15 protein-coding genes are annotated in these 19,324 nt (G+C 58.3%); 11 read left to right on the top strand and 4 right to left on the bottom strand.

Annotated elements, in window-relative coordinates; translation table 11 throughout:
* Positions 1 to 28: 28 nt before the first annotated feature.
* From CKW20_RS22995 to CKW20_RS22980, 4 genes are all read right to left on the bottom strand, one after another.
* The gene (locus CKW20_RS22995; RefSeq protein WP_007905602.1) at positions 29 to 406 is read right to left on the bottom strand and encodes a response regulator; all 378 of its coding nucleotides are present in this window, start codon (positions 404 to 406) and stop codon (positions 29 to 31) included.
* Positions 407 to 450: 44 nt separating this feature from the next.
* Complete coding sequence (locus CKW20_RS22990; protein WP_095054937.1) at positions 451 to 1,665, bottom strand: hybrid sensor histidine kinase/response regulator; 1,215 nt, start codon at positions 1,663 to 1,665, stop codon at positions 451 to 453.
* Positions 1,666 to 1,741: 76 nt separating this feature from the next.
* Positions 1,742 to 2,554, bottom strand: a complete 813-nt coding sequence (locus tag CKW20_RS22985; protein WP_095054936.1) for a protein-glutamate O-methyltransferase CheR — start codon at positions 2,552 to 2,554, stop codon at positions 1,742 to 1,744.
* The gene (locus CKW20_RS22980; RefSeq protein WP_095054935.1) at positions 2,554 to 6,045 is read right to left on the bottom strand and encodes a response regulator; all 3,492 of its coding nucleotides are present in this window, start codon (positions 6,043 to 6,045) and stop codon (positions 2,554 to 2,556) included. Before CKW20_RS22980 ends, CKW20_RS22985 begins: the two co-directional genes overlap by 1 nt.
* A 257-nt stretch (positions 6,046 to 6,302) precedes the next feature.
* On the opposite strand from CKW20_RS22980, the gene CKW20_RS22975 reads away from it, so the two are divergent.
* The 11 genes from CKW20_RS22975 (at position 6,303) to CKW20_RS22925 (ending at position 19,000) form a co-directional block, all read left to right on the top strand.
* Positions 6,303 to 6,662 (top strand): response regulator, encoded by a 360-nt coding sequence (locus CKW20_RS22975; RefSeq protein ID WP_095054934.1) that lies wholly within the window; start codon positions 6,303 to 6,305, stop codon positions 6,660 to 6,662.
* A gap of 57 nt (positions 6,663 to 6,719) precedes the next feature.
* Positions 6,720 to 8,018, top strand: a complete 1,299-nt coding sequence (locus CKW20_RS22970) for a glycosyltransferase (RefSeq protein ID WP_095054933.1) — start codon at positions 6,720 to 6,722, stop codon at positions 8,016 to 8,018.
* Between the two features lie 188 nt (positions 8,019 to 8,206).
* Positions 8,207 to 9,079, top strand: coding sequence for a phospholipase (locus CKW20_RS22965; RefSeq protein WP_095054932.1), 873 nt, complete (start codon positions 8,207 to 8,209; stop codon positions 9,077 to 9,079).
* A gap of 84 nt (positions 9,080 to 9,163) precedes the next feature.
* A complete protein-coding gene (locus tag CKW20_RS22960) occupies positions 9,164 to 10,069 on the top strand; it encodes an AraC family transcriptional regulator (RefSeq protein ID WP_095054931.1) in 906 nt (301 codons plus the stop codon).
* Positions 10,070 to 10,467: 398 nt separating this feature from the next.
* Positions 10,468 to 11,778, top strand: coding sequence for a sugar ABC transporter substrate-binding protein (locus CKW20_RS22955; protein WP_095054930.1), 1,311 nt, complete (start codon positions 10,468 to 10,470; stop codon positions 11,776 to 11,778).
* Positions 11,779 to 11,933: 155 nt separating this feature from the next.
* Positions 11,934 to 12,833 (top strand): carbohydrate ABC transporter permease, encoded by a 900-nt coding sequence (locus tag CKW20_RS22950; protein WP_256585109.1) that lies wholly within the window; start codon positions 11,934 to 11,936, stop codon positions 12,831 to 12,833.
* Between the two features lie 10 nt (positions 12,834 to 12,843).
* Positions 12,844 to 13,674: a carbohydrate ABC transporter permease gene (locus CKW20_RS22945; protein ID WP_095054928.1), complete on the top strand. Its 831-nt coding sequence runs from the start codon at positions 12,844 to 12,846 to the stop codon at positions 13,672 to 13,674.
* A 131-nt stretch (positions 13,675 to 13,805) separates the two neighbouring features.
* A complete protein-coding gene (locus tag CKW20_RS22940) occupies positions 13,806 to 14,909 on the top strand; it encodes an ABC transporter ATP-binding protein (protein WP_095054964.1) in 1,104 nt (367 codons plus the stop codon).
* A 14-nt stretch (positions 14,910 to 14,923) separates the two neighbouring features.
* Positions 14,924 to 16,396 (top strand): mannitol dehydrogenase family protein, encoded by a 1,473-nt coding sequence (locus CKW20_RS22935; RefSeq protein ID WP_095054927.1) that lies wholly within the window; start codon positions 14,924 to 14,926, stop codon positions 16,394 to 16,396.
* Positions 16,397 to 16,544: 148 nt separating this feature from the next.
* Complete coding sequence (gene xylB / locus CKW20_RS22930) at positions 16,545 to 18,041, top strand: xylulokinase (RefSeq protein WP_095054926.1); 1,497 nt, start codon at positions 16,545 to 16,547, stop codon at positions 18,039 to 18,041.
* A 14-nt stretch (positions 18,042 to 18,055) separates the two neighbouring features.
* Positions 18,056 to 19,000, top strand: coding sequence for a carbohydrate kinase (locus tag CKW20_RS22925; protein ID WP_095054925.1), 945 nt, complete (start codon positions 18,056 to 18,058; stop codon positions 18,998 to 19,000).
* Positions 19,001 to 19,324: the final 324 nt, after the last annotated feature.

The raw sequence follows: 19,324 nt of genomic DNA, 5'->3' as shown, positions 1-19,324 counted from the left end.
TGAAAAGCGCCTGCGAGGGCCGGAGCGGTCAGGACAACATGTCCTGCATGATCTGTTGCAACACATCCAGATCGAACGGCTTGCCCAGGATCGGCGCTTTGCGGGTGATCGGGCTGTCGGTCTCGCGAATTTCCTGCGGATAGCCGCTGATGAAGATGACCTTGAGTTCCGGTCGCAGCTTCACGGCGGGTTCGGCGATCTGCACGCCAGAAATCCCCCCCGGCAAGCGGAAGTCGGTGATCATCATGTCCAGATGCGGTTTGCTCGCCAGAATCTCAAAGGCCTGCTCGCCGTTTTCGGCTTGCAGCACCCGGTAACCCTCGCCCGACAAATAAGCGGACAGCACCATCAGGATCGAAGGGTCATCCTCGACGATCAGTACCACATCTTGCGCATCTTCACTCATGGAAAGCCTTTGTTCAGTCAATAGCTGCTGATACGACCGTGAGGTCATTCAGAGGTTGCGTTTATCGGGCTGTTTTCCTGCAGCGGCAGACAAACGCGAAACAAGGCGCCTTCGCCAATCCGGCTCTCGACGGTGATGGAGCCACCATGGGCGGCGACAATCTGCTCCGAAATAAACAATCCCAGACCCAGCCCCGCGACAACGGCATTGGCGCTAACCCTTTCGAACTGCTGAAAAATGCGCTGCTGATTCTCTTCACTGATCCCGATACCGCGATCCTGAACCTCAACCCGCGCTTGCCCGTCCTGATTGTACACGCGTACGTCGATCGGGCTCTTGGCGCCATAACGTAACGCATTGGTCAACAGGTTGGACATCACTTGTTCAATACGGAACTCATCCCAATTGCCCACCACGGGCTGGTTGGCCGTCAAGGTAACCGATGACTCTGCGGCCTCGACCTGCGGGGCAAAGTTTTGCAGAAGATTGTTCATCAGCTGCACCAGGTCAAACCGGTTGGGGCGGATCGACAGCTTGCCAGTACGAATCCGCGACACATCGAGCATGTCTTCGATCAGGCGGATCAGGCTTTTGATCTGCCGCTCATCGCGGTCGACCATGGCGTGCATTTTGTCCAGGGTGAATGCCGCGGCGTCACCCCGGGCCAAGTGCATTTTGCGCAACTGGGTTTCGAGAATCAGGCCATTGAGCGGCGTACGGACTTCGTGAGCAACGACGGACATGAAGTCATCACGCATGCGCACCGCTTGCTCTAGCTCATTCTGGATGTTCTGCAACTGCTGGAGCAGCGCACCCTGCTCCCGGCGACTTTGCTCCAGGGCTTCGACCTGACGCTGCATCGCTTTGCTCTGGCGATACAGGTCGACGAAGACATTAACCTTGCTCTTGACCGCGTGAACATCCAGCGGCTTGTGCAAGAAGTCTACCGCACCGCTTTCGTAACCCTTGAACGCGTAATCAAGCTCGCGGCCAGCGGCACTGACGAACACAATCGGGATGTGTTTGGTTTTTTCCGTACCGCGCATCAACTCGGCCAGCTCGAAGCCGTTCATGCCGGGCATCTGCACATCGAGAATGGCCATGGCGAATTCATGCTGCAACAACAGCGACAAGGCTTCGTCGGCGGACAGGGCTTTGTAGACGATACGGTCTTCACGCCGGATCAAGGCTTCGAGCGCCAGAAGGTTCTCCGGCAGGTCGTCGACGACCAGCAATTTGGCCTGGATATTACTTAGCATGCGATTCGTTCCGGCTCGACAAACAGACGGTCAATGCCGCGAAGATCCAGCCGATGAGTATCCAGCACTGCCCTGTTCATAATTTTCGATAGATCCGTTCTGGTTTGACCAATGCTTCAAATTGATTGCCATAAGCCGAGAAATCCAGGGTTTCCTTATTGCCCAGTGCCAGAAAACCCCGATGACACAGGGATTCGTGAAACAGGCCGAACGCGCGATCCTGTAGTTTTTTGTTGAAATAAATCAAAACGTTACGGCACGAAATTAACTGAGTTTCCGAGAACACACTGTCGGTGGCCAGGCTGTGATCGGCGAAGGTCACGTTATCGCACAGGCTCTTGTCGAAAATGGCGTAGCCATAGGCCGCCGTGTAGTAATCGGCGAATGAACGCTGACCGCCGGCCTGCTGGTAGTTGTGAGTGTAGGCCCGAACATTCTCCAGGGAGAAAATCCCCTGCCTGGCTTTATCCAGCGAGCGCGGGTTGATGTCTGTGGCATACAGGATGGAGCGATCCAGCAGGCCTTCTTCACGCAGCAGAATCGCCATCGAATAGACTTCTTCGCCGGTGCTGCAACCGGCGATCCAGACCTTGATCGACGGATAAGTCTTGAGCAATGGCACCACTTCCCGGCGCAGGGCCAGGAAGTGCGAAGGATCGCGGAACATTTCGCTGACCGGGATCGTCAGCAATTGCAGCAGTTGCATGAACGCGGTCGGATCGTGCAGAACCTTCTCCTGCAGTGCCGAGATGGTCTTGCACTCGAACTGACTCAAGGCGTGATTGACCCGGCGTTTGATCGACGCGCCGGAATAATCGCGAAAATCGTAGCTGTACTTGAGGTAGATCGCCTCGATCAACAACCTCAATTCGATTTCGGCGCGCTCCACTAGAGGCGCTCCATCTTCGGTAACCACACACGAATCAGCGAGAACAGGCGATCCAGGTCGATGGGCTTGGCCAGGTAGTCATTGGCACCGGCGTGCAAGCAGCGCTCCTGATCGTCCTTCATGGCCTTGGCCGTCACCGCAATGATCGGCAGCTTGCGCCAGCGTGGGTCCTTGCGGATTTCGAGGGTGGCTTCAAAACCATCCATCTGCGGCATCATCACGTCCATCAGCACCAGGTCAATGTCCTCGACTTCATTCAATTTCTCGATCGCTTCACGGCCGTTACGGCCAATGACCACGATGGCGCCCTTTTGCTCCAGCGCACTGGTGAGGGCGAAGATGTTACGTACATCGTCGTCCACCAGCAGCACTTTACGTCCTTCAAAAACCTTGTCGCGACTGCGGGCGGTCCTGAGCATCGTCTGGCGTTCCTGGGATAACCGGGATTCGACTTTGTGCAAAAAGAGTGTCACTTCGTCCAGCAACCGCTCGGGCGAGCGCGCGCCCTTGATAATGATCGAGCGCGAATATTTGCGCAGTTCGGCTTCTTCGTCCCGGGTCAGGTTACGTCCGGTATAGACGATCACCGGCGGGAACGAGCAGATATCTTCGGTGGACATGCACTTGAGCAAGTCATTGCCGAGCATGTCCGGCAGCTTCAGATCGATGATCATGCAGTCGAAAATCGTGCTGCGCAGCAAGTCGAGCGCATCCTGCGCCAGGCCGACGGCGGTGATTTCGATGTCCTCGTCGCCGATCAGTCGGGCGATGCTGTCGCGTTGCACATCGTCGTCTTCGACCAGCAATACCCGTTTGACCTTCTGCGTCAGTTTGGCTTCGAGGCGGCCAAACACAGCCTTGAGTTCCTCACGCGTGGTGGGTTTGACCGCATAACCGATGGCGCCCATGTGCATGGCGGCCTCGACACGGTCTTCGACAGAAATCACATGCACCGGGATATGCCGGGTTTCGGCATGTTCTTTCAGACGCTGCAATACCGCCAGCCCGGAATGATCCGGCAGGCGCATATCCAACAGAATCGCATCGGGGATGAACTGCCTGGCCAGGTCGTAGCCTTCGTCGGCGCCGTGGGCCACCAGGCACTGATAACCCAGTTCATGAGCCAGGTCGTAGAGAATGTGCGCAAAGTTCGGCTCATCTTCCACCACCAGAATGCAGCGAGTGACGAATGGCGCCTTGTTGCGATCATCGTCGAAACGCGGAATATCCGCGTCGGCACTCAGCGGCATAGGCGCAGCAACCGCGGCGTTTTTCGGCATGACAACCGGCGCGGCTTTCATCGTCCCGACAGGCGCATCGCCCGGTTCAACGTAGTGCTGCGGCAACACCAGGGTGAACACACTGCCCTGCCCCGGCGTGCTGGTCACACTGATGGAGCCGCCCAATAGCGTGGCCAGATCACGAGAAATCGACAAACCCAGGCCGGTGCCGCCGTAACGACGATTGGTGGTGCCATCGGCCTGACGAAAGGCTTCGAAAATGCTTTCTTGCTGATCCGGGGCGATACCGATGCCGGAATCGCGGACAATAAAGGCGATGCAGTCGCCCGGCTGAGCAGCGACATTCAGGATGATCGTGCCCTTTTCAGTGAACTTCACTGCGTTGGACAGCAGGTTCTTGATTACTTGCTCCAGCCGCTGGCGGTCGGTGAACAGCATCAGCGGTGCATCGGCCTGCAATTGGATCTGAAAATCCAGTTTCTTGTCCGCAGCCAACGGCAGGAACACGCTATGCAGGCCTTCCACCAGACGCGCAACATGGGTGTTCTCCGGACGCACTTCAAGTTTGCCGGCCTCGACCTTGGAAATGTCGAGAATGTCGTTGATCAGGTTGAGCAAATCGTTGCCGGCGGAGTAGATCGACTCGGCGAACTTGACCTGCTCGGCGCTGAGGTTTTCCTGCGGGTTTTCCGCCAACAGCCTGGCCAGAATCAACGAACTGTTCAGCGGCGTGCGCAGCTCGTGGGACATGTTGGCGAGGAATTCGGACTTGTATTGGCTTGAGCGCTGCAACGCTTCGGCGCGTGCTTCGAGCTCAACCTGGGCCTGATTCAATTCGGTGTTCTTCAGGTCCATGACATCGCGTTGCGCGGCCAGAATCTGCGCCTGCTCGGCGAGTAGTTCGTTGGTTTGCTCCAGCTCGACCTGCTGGGTTTCCAGGTGAGTCTGGGACTCCTTGAGAATCCGCGACCGCTCTTCCAGCTCTTCGTTGGTGCTCTTGAGTTCTTCTTGCTGAACCTGCAGCTCTTCGTTGAGTTGCTGGGCTTCGGCCAGCACTTCCTGCAAGCGCTGACGATATCGAGCGGCCTCGATCGAGGTGCCGATGTTGCCGGCAATCAATTCCAGCAGTTCGATATCACGCTCCGTCAGCGCCCGCAGAAACCCCAGCTCGATCACACCGTTGACCCGATCGTCGTCGCTGGTCGGCACCACCAGCACGCTGTGCGGTAAACCTTCGCCCAGGCCTGAGCTGATCTTGAAGTAATCACTCGGCACATCATCCAGACGAATCAAGCGCGCCTGTTGCGCCACTTGGCCGACAATCCCTTCGCCACTGTAAATCTGCTGTTCAAGCGCTTCCTGTTCCCGGGAGAAACCGTAAGACGCGATGCGTTTCAGACCACCATGATCCTCACGGACATAGAGTGCCGCGACAGCCGTCCCTAAATACTGGGCGCAGAACTGCAGAATGTTACGCCCCAACAGATTGAGCGATAACTGCCCCAAGACTTGCTCGGCCAGTTCGGTCTGGCCGTTGCGCAACCAGGCTTGCTGTTCCAGGCGCCGGGCACTGGCCTGTTGCCCGGCGAGGTTGGCGCTGTAACTTTGCGACAATTTGAGCAAGTCCCGACGGCCAATGTAGGCCAGCAACCCGCTGATACCGGCCACGAACAGCAGATAAAGGGCGATGCTCCAAATCGTGGTTTGGCGCACTTCCTCGTTGCGCGTGGCACGCAACTGCTGCTCCATGTCGATCACGTCTTCGAATTGCTTACGAATCTCATCGGTCAGCCGCTTGCCACGCCCGGCCTTGATGACGCTGCGGTAGTCACCGTTTGCGCGCCGCAAATCGATCATCGATTGCGCGTAATGGGCCCATTCCGTCTGCAACGCCTGGAGCCGGTGCAGGCGGTCGGTCTGGACAGGGTTGTCGGCGGTCAGGTCGAGCAAGGTGTTGAGAGCGACGGCGATTCTCGGCTTGGCCGTCTCATAGGGCTCAAGAAAATGCTCGTCATCACTGAGCAGAAAACCGCGCATGCCGGTTTCCAGATCGACGGTCAGCTTTATCGACTCATTGGCATTATTGATCACCCGGTCGGTGTGCTGGACCCACTGGATCACCGACAGCAAATAGGTAATCAATGAAACGAAGAACACTGCGCTGATGACGCCGACACCCAGCGGCAGGCTGACGTTGCGGCTCAGGAGTTTACGGAATCGTTGCTCATCAACCGAGGGCGCAGAGGTCATGGGGAGGCCTTGTCGAACTGTTGAAAGTAACCGAGTTTGCTCCATAACTGCCGAGTGGATCCAATTTTCCGACATGTTTTTCGGCAAAACCCTGCATTTGACTGCTCTGGAACAAAGGAGCGGTTATCCTGTGCGGCTCTTGAGCGGCTATTGTTTTTTATAGCGCGCCGCAAACGTGTCGTGGTCCGTCACTGATTCACCCAAGGGCCCGGCGATTTCGATCGACGTCACCACCAACCAAACCTTGAGAGCCCACTATGCCCACGAACGCCTCCACCATTCTAGTCGTCGAAGACGATGCCATCGTGCGCACGTTGATCGTCGATGTACTGGAGGAACTGGAATTCCGGGTGCTTGCGGCGGATGGCTGTGAAAAGGCGCTGGAGTTCCTCAACGATGAGGACCAGGACATCGATTTGCTGATGACGGATATAGGGTTGCCGGTCATGGATGGTCGGGAACTGGCGAAGCAGGCGCGCATGCTGCGTCCCGAATTGCCGATTCTGTTCGCCAGCGGCTATGCCGAAAACATCGAGGTGCCGGACGGCATGCATCTTATCGGCAAACCGTTCTCGATTGATCAATTGCGGGACAAGGTCAAAGGTATACTCGTCTAGGCTGATTTGTCCCCCCCGATCTCTCCACTCTCTACCCGCATCAAGGAATACCCGTCAATGAGTCAGCCCCGCGCAACCAAAGTCCTGGTCATTGGTTACGTCTGGCCCGAGCCCCGCTCTTCCGCGGCGAGCGGGCATGTCATGCAAATCCTCGAAACGTTCTTGCAGCAAGGCTGGGAGATTACCTTCAGCAGCCCGGCCGGCACCGGTGAGCACCGTGCGGACCTGACCGCGCTGGGCATTCGCGAAGTGCCAATCGAGTTGAATAACAGCAGTTTCGACACCTTTGTCAGTGAACTGGCACCGGATATCGTGTTGTTCGACCAGTTCATGATGGAAGAGCAGTTCGGCTGGCGAGTCGAAAAAAACTGCCCTGACGCCTTGCGCGTGCTGGAGACCTCCGACCTGCAAAGCCTGCGGCATGCTCGACATCAACGCCTCAAGGACCGCCTGAAGGCCAGTGACGACGTGGATGATTTCACCGGGCTGTTCGCCCCGGCGCTGCGCGAAGAGTTCGAGCTGATGGCTGACACCGATCTGGCCAAACGGGAGATCGCAGCGCTGTATCGCTGTGATTTGAACCTGATGATTTCCGAAGTGGAAATCGAGTTGCTGGTCGAACAATTCCGGCTGCCACGCAACTTGCTGCACTGGTGTCCGCTGATGGTCGACCCGCCGAGTGCACCACCGCCAGCCTTTGAGGACCGTGCGCATTTCCTCAGTATCGGTAACTTCCGTCATGCGCCGAACTGGGATGCCGTGCTCTGGATGAAAACCACAATCTGGCCGCTGATCCGCCAACAGCTTCCCGACGCGCAGTTGCACCTCTACGGCGCCTACACGCCACCTAAAGCCACGGCCCTGCACAATGCGGCCCAGGGTTTTCATGTGATGAACTGGGCAGAAGATGCATTAGCCGTTATGTCTGCTACGCGTATTTGTCTGGCGCCCCTGCGCTTTGGTGCCGGTATCAAAGGCAAGATTGTCGACGCTATGCTGTGCGGTACGCCGAATGTCACCACCCCGATTGGCGCAGAAGCGATGCATCGTGAACAGCCGTGGCCGGGGGCGGTGACCCGAACTGCGCGTGAGTTTGCCGATTGCGCGGTTCGTCTTTATAAAGACAAAGACCTCTGGATGAATGCCCAATCCCATGGGCAGGCGCTGTTGACCGCTCGCTATCGGCCATCAATACACGGCCCGGCGCTGATCGAGAAGTTGCTGTACTGCCAACAACACTTGTCGCGACTTAGAAGGGATAACTTTACTGGCAGCATGTTGCGCCACCACCAACATAAAAGCACCCAGTACATGGCGCAATGGATTGAAGCAAAAAACCGCATTCCAACAACATAAACAAAGCCCCCATTCAGACCCAACTAATTTTCCATCTGGACGAACTTTAAAATACACCGACAAGATACCTCTCGTATCAAGTCGGTGTTGGTCATTTCAGCGCTTGACCATTATAAATATCTGGCACCTTCAACTTAACTTCGCGCCCACCAAAGCGGGTGCCACTCATACATGCAAGGAAGCATTTTATGACCAATATCGCATTAGAAAATCTTGAACTCAGCCAATGGATGGCCTCCACTTCAAGCATCGATACTTTAACACTTGGCGAATTGATTCTGCCGGGAGCCCATAATAGTGGTGTCGACAAAAAAGCCACGTACGCAGGACCAGGCATTGCGCACTGGGCGGCGTGTCAGAACAATTCTTTTTACGATCAGCTACGCAATGGCGCGCGCGCCCTTGATGCCAGGGTCGAGTATCACCGGGATTCCAGAGGGGTCGGCACGTTCTGGTTCCAGCATCAGGGAGTACGGTCATCCCGCTCACTGGAAAACCTGATCATGCATGTGGTTCGTTTTCTCGAGGAAAGCCCCGACGAGTTTGTACTGCTGGATTTCCATCAACTGAAGGCCGGCAACGTCGTCTTCGATTATCGAGAGTTCGACCGTTTTCTGTTGACGCATCTTGGGCCAAGAATCATTACTTCCAGCAACTGGCATCTGAGTGTGGGTCAATTGAAACAGGCAAGCCGCGTCCAGCGGGTGTGGTTGACCGCTGAGCGCCACCCGGCTCTGGACCGTACCTGGTTTCTCCCGGAAATCGAACATCGCTGGAGCGGAATTGCGGACACCAGCGTCGTTGAACTGGAGAACCACATTATCCGAACGATGCAGGCCCCTCCATCCGGTCGTATGCCGTGGTCGCTCTCCGCTACCAGTTACAACCTCGCCTTGGGGCCTGTGGACATCAAGGAGCATCTGGACCGATGGTTCGATCCCGAATCCGGCAACTGGCTGCTCGACTGCAGCATTATCAATACGGATTTCTTCGAAGAGTCCCGTCTCGTGCACAACTGCCGTACCGCTAACATAATCAAGGCGCAGCGACGCACTGTATAGCGCCAGACTTTGCATCGGTGAAACTGGCGTTACCTGCCACGCAGAGGCATGATTAGAACGCGATAATAATAAAAGTGTCCTGACATGAGCCGAACAGCCAGAGTTACCGATCCTTCCTACGAATTGATGGACGACCGCAATGGGTTGTCCATCATTTATCGTCAGCACGGCTTCCCCTGCCCTCTGGTGCGCTGGCATTTCCACAAGGAATACGAACTGCACCTGATCGTCGCCAGCTCCGGCAAGGTGTTTATCGGCGACTACATCGGCAACTTCTACCCCGAAAGCCTGTTCCTCACCGGCCCCAACCTGCCCCACAACTGGATCAGCCAGGTCGCCGAAGACGAAGTGGTGCCCAAGCGCGACATGCTGGTCAATTTCACTGACGAACTGTTTGAAAGCGGTCATCAGGTATTTTCCGAACTCAAGACACTTGCACCCTTGCTGGAGCGCGCGCAGTACGGCATCGAGTTTCGCTGCAAGCGCACGATCCGCCAGGCCGTGGCCTTGATGCAGCGCATTGCCGACACTCAGGGCATGACCCGGCTCGGGCATTTTTTCATTCTGCTGGAGTTGCTGGCGGCGTCCGATGACTATCAGTTGCTGTCCGGTGCCACGACGCCGCAATTGGCCGATGAACACAATATCGACCGGACCAACCGGGCGGTGGATTACATCTTTGCCCATTACGCCCGGGAACTGCCGCTGGAAGAAGTCGCCGAGCACCTGGGGCTGACGCCGACCTACTTCAGTCGCGTGTTCAAACAGGCCACCGGGCGCTGTTTTATCGAATTCGTCAATCGCCTGCGCATCAGCAAATCCTGCGAGCTGCTGGCCGATGGCGACAAAACGGTGACCGATGTGTGTTTCGAGTCGGGCTTCAATAATATTTCCAACTTCAACCGGCGTTTTCAGCAGTTGAAGGGCATGACGCCGTCGCACTACCGGCGGTTGGCCGTGCAGCGTTTGACTGAGCAAAACCTGGGCTGAAACCCTTGGTCACGTGGTGATTTTTAGATCGCCTTCGCGGGCAAGCCTCGCTCCTACAAGAGCGAGGCTTGCCCGCGAAGGGGACGGTGAAACCTGTACAAATTCAATGACCGCTCACCTCTGCAAAGCCTTACCACATCCCCCTGTAGGAGCGAGGCTTGCCCGCGAAGAGGCCGGTGAACCCTGTACAAATTCGATGCCCCCTCGCCTCTGCAAAGCCTGTCCTTGCATCTCCCGCACCAAAGCCCAGTGCAAAAAAGTATCGGTCACAGTGCGATGGATGATTTGTCAGCCCATCGATTGAAGGCTGTAATCAGCGCACATTCTTCCTCCGCAGGAAGACACAAAAACAATAACTGTCCTTCTGTAACCCTCCGGGTGCAGAAAAGGAGTGCACGATGCAACCTTCGGTAAAAGCTCTGCTTGCTCTCACCTGCATGACCCTCAGTAGCGTCAGTCTCGGCGCCCAGACCCTGACCATCGCCACCGTCAACAACAGCGACATGATCCGCATGCAAAAGCTCTCGAAAACCTTCGAGGCCGAGCATCCGGACATCAAACTCAATTGGGTGGTGCTCGAAGAAAACGTCCTGCGCCAACGCCTGACCACCGACATCGCTACCCAGGGCGGACAGTTCGATGTGTTGACCATCGGCATGTACGAAGCCGCACTCTGGGGTGCCAAGGGTTGGCTGGAACCGATGAAGGACTTGCCGGCCAGTTACGCCCTCGACGACGTGTTCCCTTCAGTGCGTGAAGGCCTTTCGGTCAAGGGCACGCTCTATGCCCTGCCGTTCTATGCTGAAAGCTCCATCACCTATTACCGCACCGACCTGTTCAAGGACGCCGGGCTGACCATGCCCGAGCGTCCGACCTGGACTCAGATCAGCGAATTTGCCGGCAAACTCACCAATAAGGACAAAGAACAGTACGGCCTCTGCCTGCGCGGCAAGGCAGGCTGGGGCGAGAACATGGCCCTGATCACCACCGTCGCCAATGCTTACGGCGCACGCTGGTTCGATGAGCAGTGGAAACCGGAATTCACTGGCCCTGAGTGGAAGAACGCGCTGAACTTCTATGTCGACACCCTGAAGAAGTCCGGACCACCGGGGGCATCGAGCAACGGTTTCAACGAAAACCTGGCGCTGTTCAACAGCGGTAAATGTGCGATCTGGGTCGATGCCAGCGTCGCCGGTTCGTTCGTCACCGACAAGACCCAAAGCAAGGTCAGCGATCACGTCGGCTTCACCTACGCACCGCATGAAACCACCGACAAAGGTTCGGCCTGGTTGTATTCCTGGGCGCTGGCCATTCCGACCAGTTCCAAGGCCAAGGACGCGGCGAAAACGTTCAGCGCCTGGGCCACCTCCAAGGAATACGGTGCGCTGGTCGCGGAAAAAGACGGCATTGTCAACGTGCCGCCAGGCACTCGCGCCTCGACCTACACCGAGGCCTACATGACTGCCGCGCCGTTCGCCAAAGTAACGCTGGAATCGCTGAAGGCCGCGGACCCGAGTCAGCCGTCGCTCAAACCCGTGCCCTACGTCGGCATTCAGTTGGTGACCATCCCTGAGTTCCAGGCGGTGGGCACCCAGGTCGGCAAGCTGTTCTCGGCAGCGCTGATCGGCCAGACCACGGTCGACCAGGCCCTGACCGCCGCCCAGTCAACCACCGAACGTGAGATGAAACGCGCCGGTTATCCCAAATAACCACGGCCCATGTAGGAGCGAGGCTTGCCCGCGAAAGCGGTGTGTCAGACAAATCGCCTTCGCGGGCAAGCCTCGCTCCTACTGGTTTTGCGCTATGCCTGCTTTCGCACTTAATCGGTTCTATCGCCATGAATATCTCAACTGTCAAAGCTCACATGGACATCCCCCAACCGGTGCGTAAAAGCCGGTTGACCAACCCCGGCTGGTTTCTGGTCAGCCCCTCGGTGGCGTTGCTGCTGCTGTGGATGATCGTGCCGCTGGGCATGACCGTTTACTTTTCGCTGATCCGCTACAACCTGCTCTACCCCGGCGAAAACCAGTTCGTGGGGCTGGAGAACTTCAGCTACTTTCTGAGCGACTCGGGCTTTCTGCCCGGCGCCACCAACACCCTGTTGCTGGTGGGTAGCGTGCTGCTGATCAGCGTGGTGTTCGGGGTGTTGATCAGCGCGTTGCTGGAGGCCAGTGAGTTTCTCGGTCGCGGCATCGTGCGGGTGATGTTGATCTCGCCGTTCTTCATCATGCCCACCGTCGGTGCGCTGATCTGGAAAAACCTGATCTTTCACCCGGTCTCGGGGATTCTCGCCTACATCTGGAAGCTGTTCGGCGCGCAGCCGGTGGACTGGCTGGCGCATTACCCGCTGCTGTCGATCATCATCATTGTCTCGTGGCAATGGCTGCCCTTCGCGATCCTGATCCTGATGACCGCCATGCAGTCCCTCGATCAGGAGCAGAAAGAAGCCGCACGCCTGGACGGTGCCGGTCCCATCGCGATTTTCTGGCACCTGACCCTGCCGCACCTGGCCCGGCCAATCGCGGTGGTGGTGATGATTGAAACCATCTTCCTGCTGTCGGTGTTCGCCGAAATCTTCACCACCACCAACGGTGGCCCCGGCTACGCCTCGACCAACCTCGCCTACCTGATCTACAACCAGGCGCTGGTGCAGTTCGACGTCGGCATGGCGTCCGCCGGTGGTTTGATCGCGGTGTTGATTGCCAACATCGCGGCCATCGTGCTGGTACGGATGATCGGCAAAAACCTGACAGATAAAGCCTGAGGCCTGCGCCATGACTCTTCAACAATCCCGCCGTCTGCAAAGCCTGCTGCTCGGCACTCTGGCCTGGGCCATCGCGATCCTGATCTTCTTCCCGATCTTCTGGATGGTGATGACCAGTTTCAAAACCGAAATCGACGCGTTCGCCACGCCGCCGCAGTTCATCTTCACACCGACGCTGGAGAACTACCTGCACATCAACGAGCGCAGCGACTACTTCAGCTTCGCCTGGAACTCGGTGGTGATTTCCTTCAGCGCCACGGCCCTGTGCCTGCTGATCGCGGTGCCGGCGGCCTACTCCATGGCGTTCTACGAAACCCAGCGCACCAAAGGCACGCTGCTGTGGATGCTCTCGACCAAGATGCTGCCACCGGTGGGCGTGCTGATGCCGATCTACCTGCTGGCCAAGAGTTTCGGCCTGCTGGACACGCGAATCGCGCTGATCGTGATTTACACGCTGATCAACCTGCCGATCGTGGTCTGGATGATTTACACCTACTTCAAAGACATCCCCAAAGACATCCTCGAAGCCGCACGCCTGGACGGCGCAACGCTGTGGCAGGAAATGGTCCGAGTGTTGCTGCCGATCGCCAAGGGCGGCCTGGCTTCCACGGTATTGCTATCGCTGATCCTGTGCTGGAACGAAGCGTTCTGGTCGCTGAACCTGACCTCGTCGCAGGCTGCACCACTGACCGCGTTGATCGCCTCGTACTCGAGTCCTGAAGGTCTGTTCTGGGCCAAGTTGTCGGCAGTGTCGACCTTGGCCTGTGCACCGATCCTGATCTTCGGCTGGATCAGCCAGAAACAATTGGTCCGCGGCCTGTCGTTCGGCGCCGTGAAATGAATCCGATCCAATCCCTGTAGGAGCACGGCTTGCCGGCGAAGGCGATTTGACGGACGCCTTCGCCGGCAAGCCTGGCTCCTACAAAAAGCCGTCCGGCTTAAATGAATAACAACATGTGGAGGCCCATCATCATGGCCAACCTGAAAATCAAAAATCTGCAAAAAGGCTTCGAAGGTTTTTCCATCATCAAAGGCATCGACCTGGAAGTGAATGACAAGGAATTCGTGGTATTCGTCGGCCCGTCGGGCTGCGGCAAATCCACCCTGCTGCGGTTGATCGCGGGTCTTGAAGAGGTCAGCGGCGGCACCATCGAACTGGATGGCCGCGACATCACCGAAGTCAGCCCGGCCAAGCGCGACCTCGCGATGGTGTTCCAGACCTACGCCCTGTACCCGCACATGAGCGTGCGCAAAAACATGTCGTTTGCCTTGGACCTGGCCGGTGTAGCGAAGGCCGAAGTCGAGAAGAAAGTCGGCGAAGCGGCGCGCATCCTTGAACTCGGGCCGATGCTCGAACGCAAGCCGAAGCAACTGTCTGGCGGTCAGCGTCAACGTGTGGCGATTGGTCGGGCCATCGTGCGTAACCCGAAAATCTTCCTGTTCGACGAACCATTGTCCAACCTCGACGCCGCCCTACGGGTGCAGATGCGACTGGAACTGTTGCGCCTGCACAAAGAACTGCAAGCCACGATGATCTACGTGACCCACGATCAGGTCGAAGCCATGACCATGGCCGACAAAGTCGTCGTCCTCAATGGCGGCAAGATCGAGCAAGTCGGTTCGCCACTGGACCTGTATCACCAGCCGGCCAACCTGTTTGTCGCCGGCTTCCTCGGCACGCCGAAAATGGGCTTCCTCAAGGGCAAAGTCACCCGCGTCAACGGCCAAAGCTGCGAAGTGCTGCTGGACGCCGGCACCCGCATCACCCTGCCGCTGAGCGCTGCCAACCTGAGCGTCGGCGGCGCCGTGACCCTGGGAATTCGCCCAGAACATCTGGAGCTAGCGCGACTCGGCGACTGCACGCTGCAAGTGACTGCCGATGTCAGCGAACGCTTGGGCAGCGACACCTTCTGCCACGTCCTGACGTCTTCCGGCGAAGCGCTGACCATGCGCGTTCGCGGCGATCTGGCCAGCCGTTATGGCGAAACCCTGAGCCTGCACCTGGACGCCGAACACTGCCATTTATTCGATGCCCACGGCGTGGCGCTGACCCGCCCACTGCGCGCCGCAGCCTGATCCGAGAGCATGCGATGAAACTGAATAAACACAACCTCAACCGCCTCGCCCCCGAGGTAGCCCTGCCCGCCTACAGCCTGAGCGATACCCGCCAAGGCATCGCGCACATTGGCGTCGGCGGTTTCCACCGCGCGCATCAGGCGTACTACACCGACGCCTTGATGAATACCGGCGAAGCGCTCGACTGGACCATTTGCGGGGTCGGCCTGCGCGCCGAAGACCGCCGCGCCCGGGACGATCTCAAAGAGCAGGACTATCTGTTTACCCTGGTCGAACTCGGCGACGCCGACGACGCCGAAATCCGGGTTATCGGTGCCATCCGCGACATGCTGCTGGCCGAAGACAGCGCCGAAGCGCTGATCGACAAGCTTGCCAGCCCCCAGATTCGTATCGTCTCGCTGACCATCACCGAGGGTGGCTATTGCATCGACGACAGCAACGGCGAGTTCATGGCCCACCTGCCGCAAATCCAGTACGACCTGGCTCACCCGAACGCGCCGAAAACCGTGTTCGGGTTCCTCTGTGCGGCGCTGGCCAAACGGCGCGCAGCCGGTACGCCCGCGTTCACACTGATGTCCTGCGATAACCTGCCGCACAACGGCGCCGTGACCCGTAAAGCCTTGCTCGCCTTCGCCGCCCTGCGTGATGCCGATCTACGCGACTGGATCGAGCGCCATGTCAGCTTCCCCAACGCCATGGTCGACCGCATTACGCCGATGACCAGCACCGAGCATCGTCTGCAACTGGCCGACAAACATGCGGTTGATGACGCTTGGCCGGTGGTCTGCGAACCCTTTGTGCAGTGGGTACTGGAAGACAAATTCGTCAACGGTCGCCCGGCCTGGGAAAAGGTCGGCGTGCAGTTCACCGACGACGTCACGCCTTACGAAGAGATGAAGATCAAACTGCTCAACGGCAGCCATCTGGCCCTGACCTATCTGGGCTTTTTGAAGGGTTACCGCTTCGTTCACGAAACCATGAACGACCCGCTGTTCGTGCGTTACATGCGCGCCTACATGGACCTGGACGTGACGCCACAACTGGCGCCGGTGCCGGGGATCGACCTGACCGAGTACAAAAACACTCTGGTGGCGCGCTTCTCCAACCAGGCGATTGCCGATCAGCTGGAGCGGGTGTGTTCGGATGGCTCTTCGAAGTTTCCGAAATTCACCGTGCCGACCATCAACCGCTTGATTGCCGACGGCCAGGAGACCAAGCGTGCGGCGCTGGTAGTTGCGGCGTGGGCGCTGTACCTCAAAGGCATGGATGAGCATGGCAAGACCTACTCGATTCCCGATCCGCGGGCGGCATTCTGTCAGGCGCTGGTGGCGGATGATGTGTTGATCACTCAGCGGTTGCTGGAGGTTGAGGAAATTTTCGGTACAGAGATCCCGCGCTCACCGGAGTTCGTGGCGGCGTTCGAGTGGTGCTGTAACTGCTTGCGGGAGGTTGGGGTGACGAAGACGTTGGAGCGGGTTCTGGCGTAAGAATGGTGGTGAACCTGCTGCCGTCTTCGCGGGCAAGCCTCGCTCCTACAGGTCAGGCGTTTAGTCATGAACGCTACAAATCCTGTAGGAGCGAGGCTTGCCCGCGAATGGGTTCACCGAGATCGACCTGACACACCAAGGATCTTGCATGGCAAACCAACAACTTTTCCTCGGCATCGACTGCGGCACCCAAGGCACCAAAGCCATTGTCCTCGACGCGCACAGCGGCCAGGTTCTCGGTCAGGGCGCTGCCACCCACAATCTCATCAGCGGCGCCAATGGTCGTCGCGAGCAAGACACCGCCCAATGGCTGGAAGCCTTGACCCTGGCCACCCACCGCGCATTGCTCGCAGCAAATGTAGACGGTCAGGCGATCCTCGGCATCGGCGTTTCCGGCCAGCAACATGGCCTGGTACTGCTCGACGATCGCGGCCAGGTCCTGCGCCCGGCCAAGCTCTGGTGCGACACCGAGTCCACGCCGGAAAACGACCGCTTGCTCGCCCATCTGGGCGGCGAAAAAGGCTCACTGGAACGCCTCGGCGTAGTCATCGCGCCGGGTTACACCGTGTCCAAACTGCTCTGGACCAAAGAACAGCACCCGGCGGTCTTCGCCCGAATCGCCCGCATCCTGCTGCCCCATGACTACCTCAACTTCTGGCTCACCGGCCGCAGTTGCAGCGAGTATGGCGATGCCTCGGGCACCGGTTATTTCAACGTGCGCACCCGTCAGTGGGACTTGCAACTGCTGCGCGACCTCGACCCCACCGGACGCCTGCAAGCCGCACTCCCGGAGCTGATCGACGCCCATCAGCCGGTCGGGACAATCTTGCCGAGCATCGCCGAACATTTGGGCATCAACCCCAAGGCCCTGGTCTCCAGCGGTGGCGGCGATAACATGATGGGCGCCATCGGCACCGGCAATATAAAGCCCGGCGCAATCACCATGAGCCTCGGCTCCTCGGGGACGGTTTACGCCTATGCCGAGCAGCCAAACGTCAGCACGGATGCCTCGGTCGCGACGTTCTGCTCCTCCAGCGGCGGCTGGTTGCCGTTGATCTGCACGATGAACCTGACCAACGCGACCGGCGCGATTCGCGAGTTATTCGAATTGGATATCGAAGCGTTCAACGCCTTGGTCGCGCAAGCGCCAATTGGTGCCGAAGGCGTGTGCATGCTGCCGTTCCTCAATGGCGAACGCGTGCCCGCCCTGCCCCATGCCAGCGGCAGCCTGCTGGGGCTGACCATGACCAACCTGACCCGAGCCAATCTGTGCCGCGCCGTGGTGGAAGGCACCACCTTCGGTTTGCGTTATGGGCTGGACCTGCTGCGCCAGAACGGCTTACAAAGCCGCAGCATCTGCCTGATCGGCGGCGGCTCGAAGAGCCCGGTGTGGCTACAGATCGTCGCTGACATCATGAATACGCCAGTGATTTGCACCGAACACAGCGAGGCCGCGGCCCTCGGCGCAGCGATTCAGGCCGCGTGGTGCAAGTCTTGGGCAAACGGTCACGAAAACAGCCTGGCGGACTTGTGCGAGCGCTGCGTAAAGCTCGATCTGGCCAGTGAAACCTTACCGATTGCAGAAAATGTGGCGGCCTGTCAGCAGGCCTACGAACGCTATCAACAGCATGTCGCAACCCTTTAAGAGAGCGAATAACTATGTATCTGGTGTGTGGCGAAGCGCTGTTCGATTTCTTCAGCGAAGACGATGCCAGCGGTCTGGCGTCCAAAGTGAATATCAAGGCAATTGCCGGTGGCTCGCCGTTCAACGTGGCCGTAGGTTTGCGCCGCTTGGGCGTGGACGCCGCGCTGTTTGGCGGGCTATCGACCGATTACCTCGGCCGACGTTTGCAGCAAGTGCTGCAGGATGAAGGGGTGCGCCCGGACTACCTCGTGGACTTTGCCGCACCGACCACGTTGGCGATGGTCGCGGTCGGTGCCAATGGCTCGCCCCACTACAGCTTTCGTGGCGAAGGTTGCGCTGATCGGCAGTTGAGCCTGGCGCATCTGCCAGAGCTAGGGCCTGAAGTGCGCGGGTTGCACGTCGGCTCGTTCTCGTTGGTGGTGCAACCGATTGCCGATACGTTATTGGCATTGGTGCAACGGGAAAGCGGCAAACGCCTGATCAGCCTCGACCCGAACGTGCGCCTGAATCCCGAGCCGAACATCGAGTTGTGGCGTTCGCGGATGGCCATGCTGGTGGAGCTGGCGGATCTGATCAAGGTCAGTGATGAAGACTTGAGCCTGTTATATCCCGAACAGGACCCTCAGCGCGTCATCGAAGGCTGGCTGGAGCATCGCTGTCAGTTGGTATTCCTGACCCGCGGCGGCGAAGGCGCGACGGTGTTCAGCCGTGCCCATGGTTCGTGGTCAGTGCCGGCCTGCTCGGTGAAGATTGCCGACACGGTGGGGGCCGGTGATACGTTTCAGGCGGCGCTGATTACCTGGTTGACCGAGCAGCAGCTGGATTCGGTTGAAGGTTTGCAGCAGCTGAGTCGCAAGCACATTGACGCGATGCTCAAGTTTGCAGTGAGCGCTGCGGCATTGACCTGCAGCAAGACCGGGCCAGATTTGCCGTATCGGCACCAGCTAGAGTTGCGCTGAATTTAATGGTCCCTTCGCGGGCAAGTCGGATCGTCGCACCGCTCGCTCCTACAGTGTTTTAGTCGTGATCGATGGATCTGCGCAAATCCCGTAGGAGCGAGGCTTGCCCGCGAAAGCGGATACAACACCGAAAAGTTGTAACTCACGATCAACCGGGGGCTCATCCACATCCCTCACGACAAGCGGCATTCCAATCCGGTTAACCATCGCTTAACTCCGCGGTCCAAAACTTTACTGGACCGCACGCCCTCAGCCCCGTCTGACGCCCAGTGCGGCAGGTTCGACGCCCTTCAGTCGAACTGACATTCCGTCTGCACTGGAGCT

The organism is Pseudomonas sp. Irchel s3b2, assembly GCF_900187445.1.
In the GTDB taxonomy this organism is placed as follows: domain Bacteria; phylum Pseudomonadota; class Gammaproteobacteria; order Pseudomonadales; family Pseudomonadaceae; genus Aquipseudomonas.
This window is presented reverse-complemented; position numbering and strand designations above follow the sequence as displayed.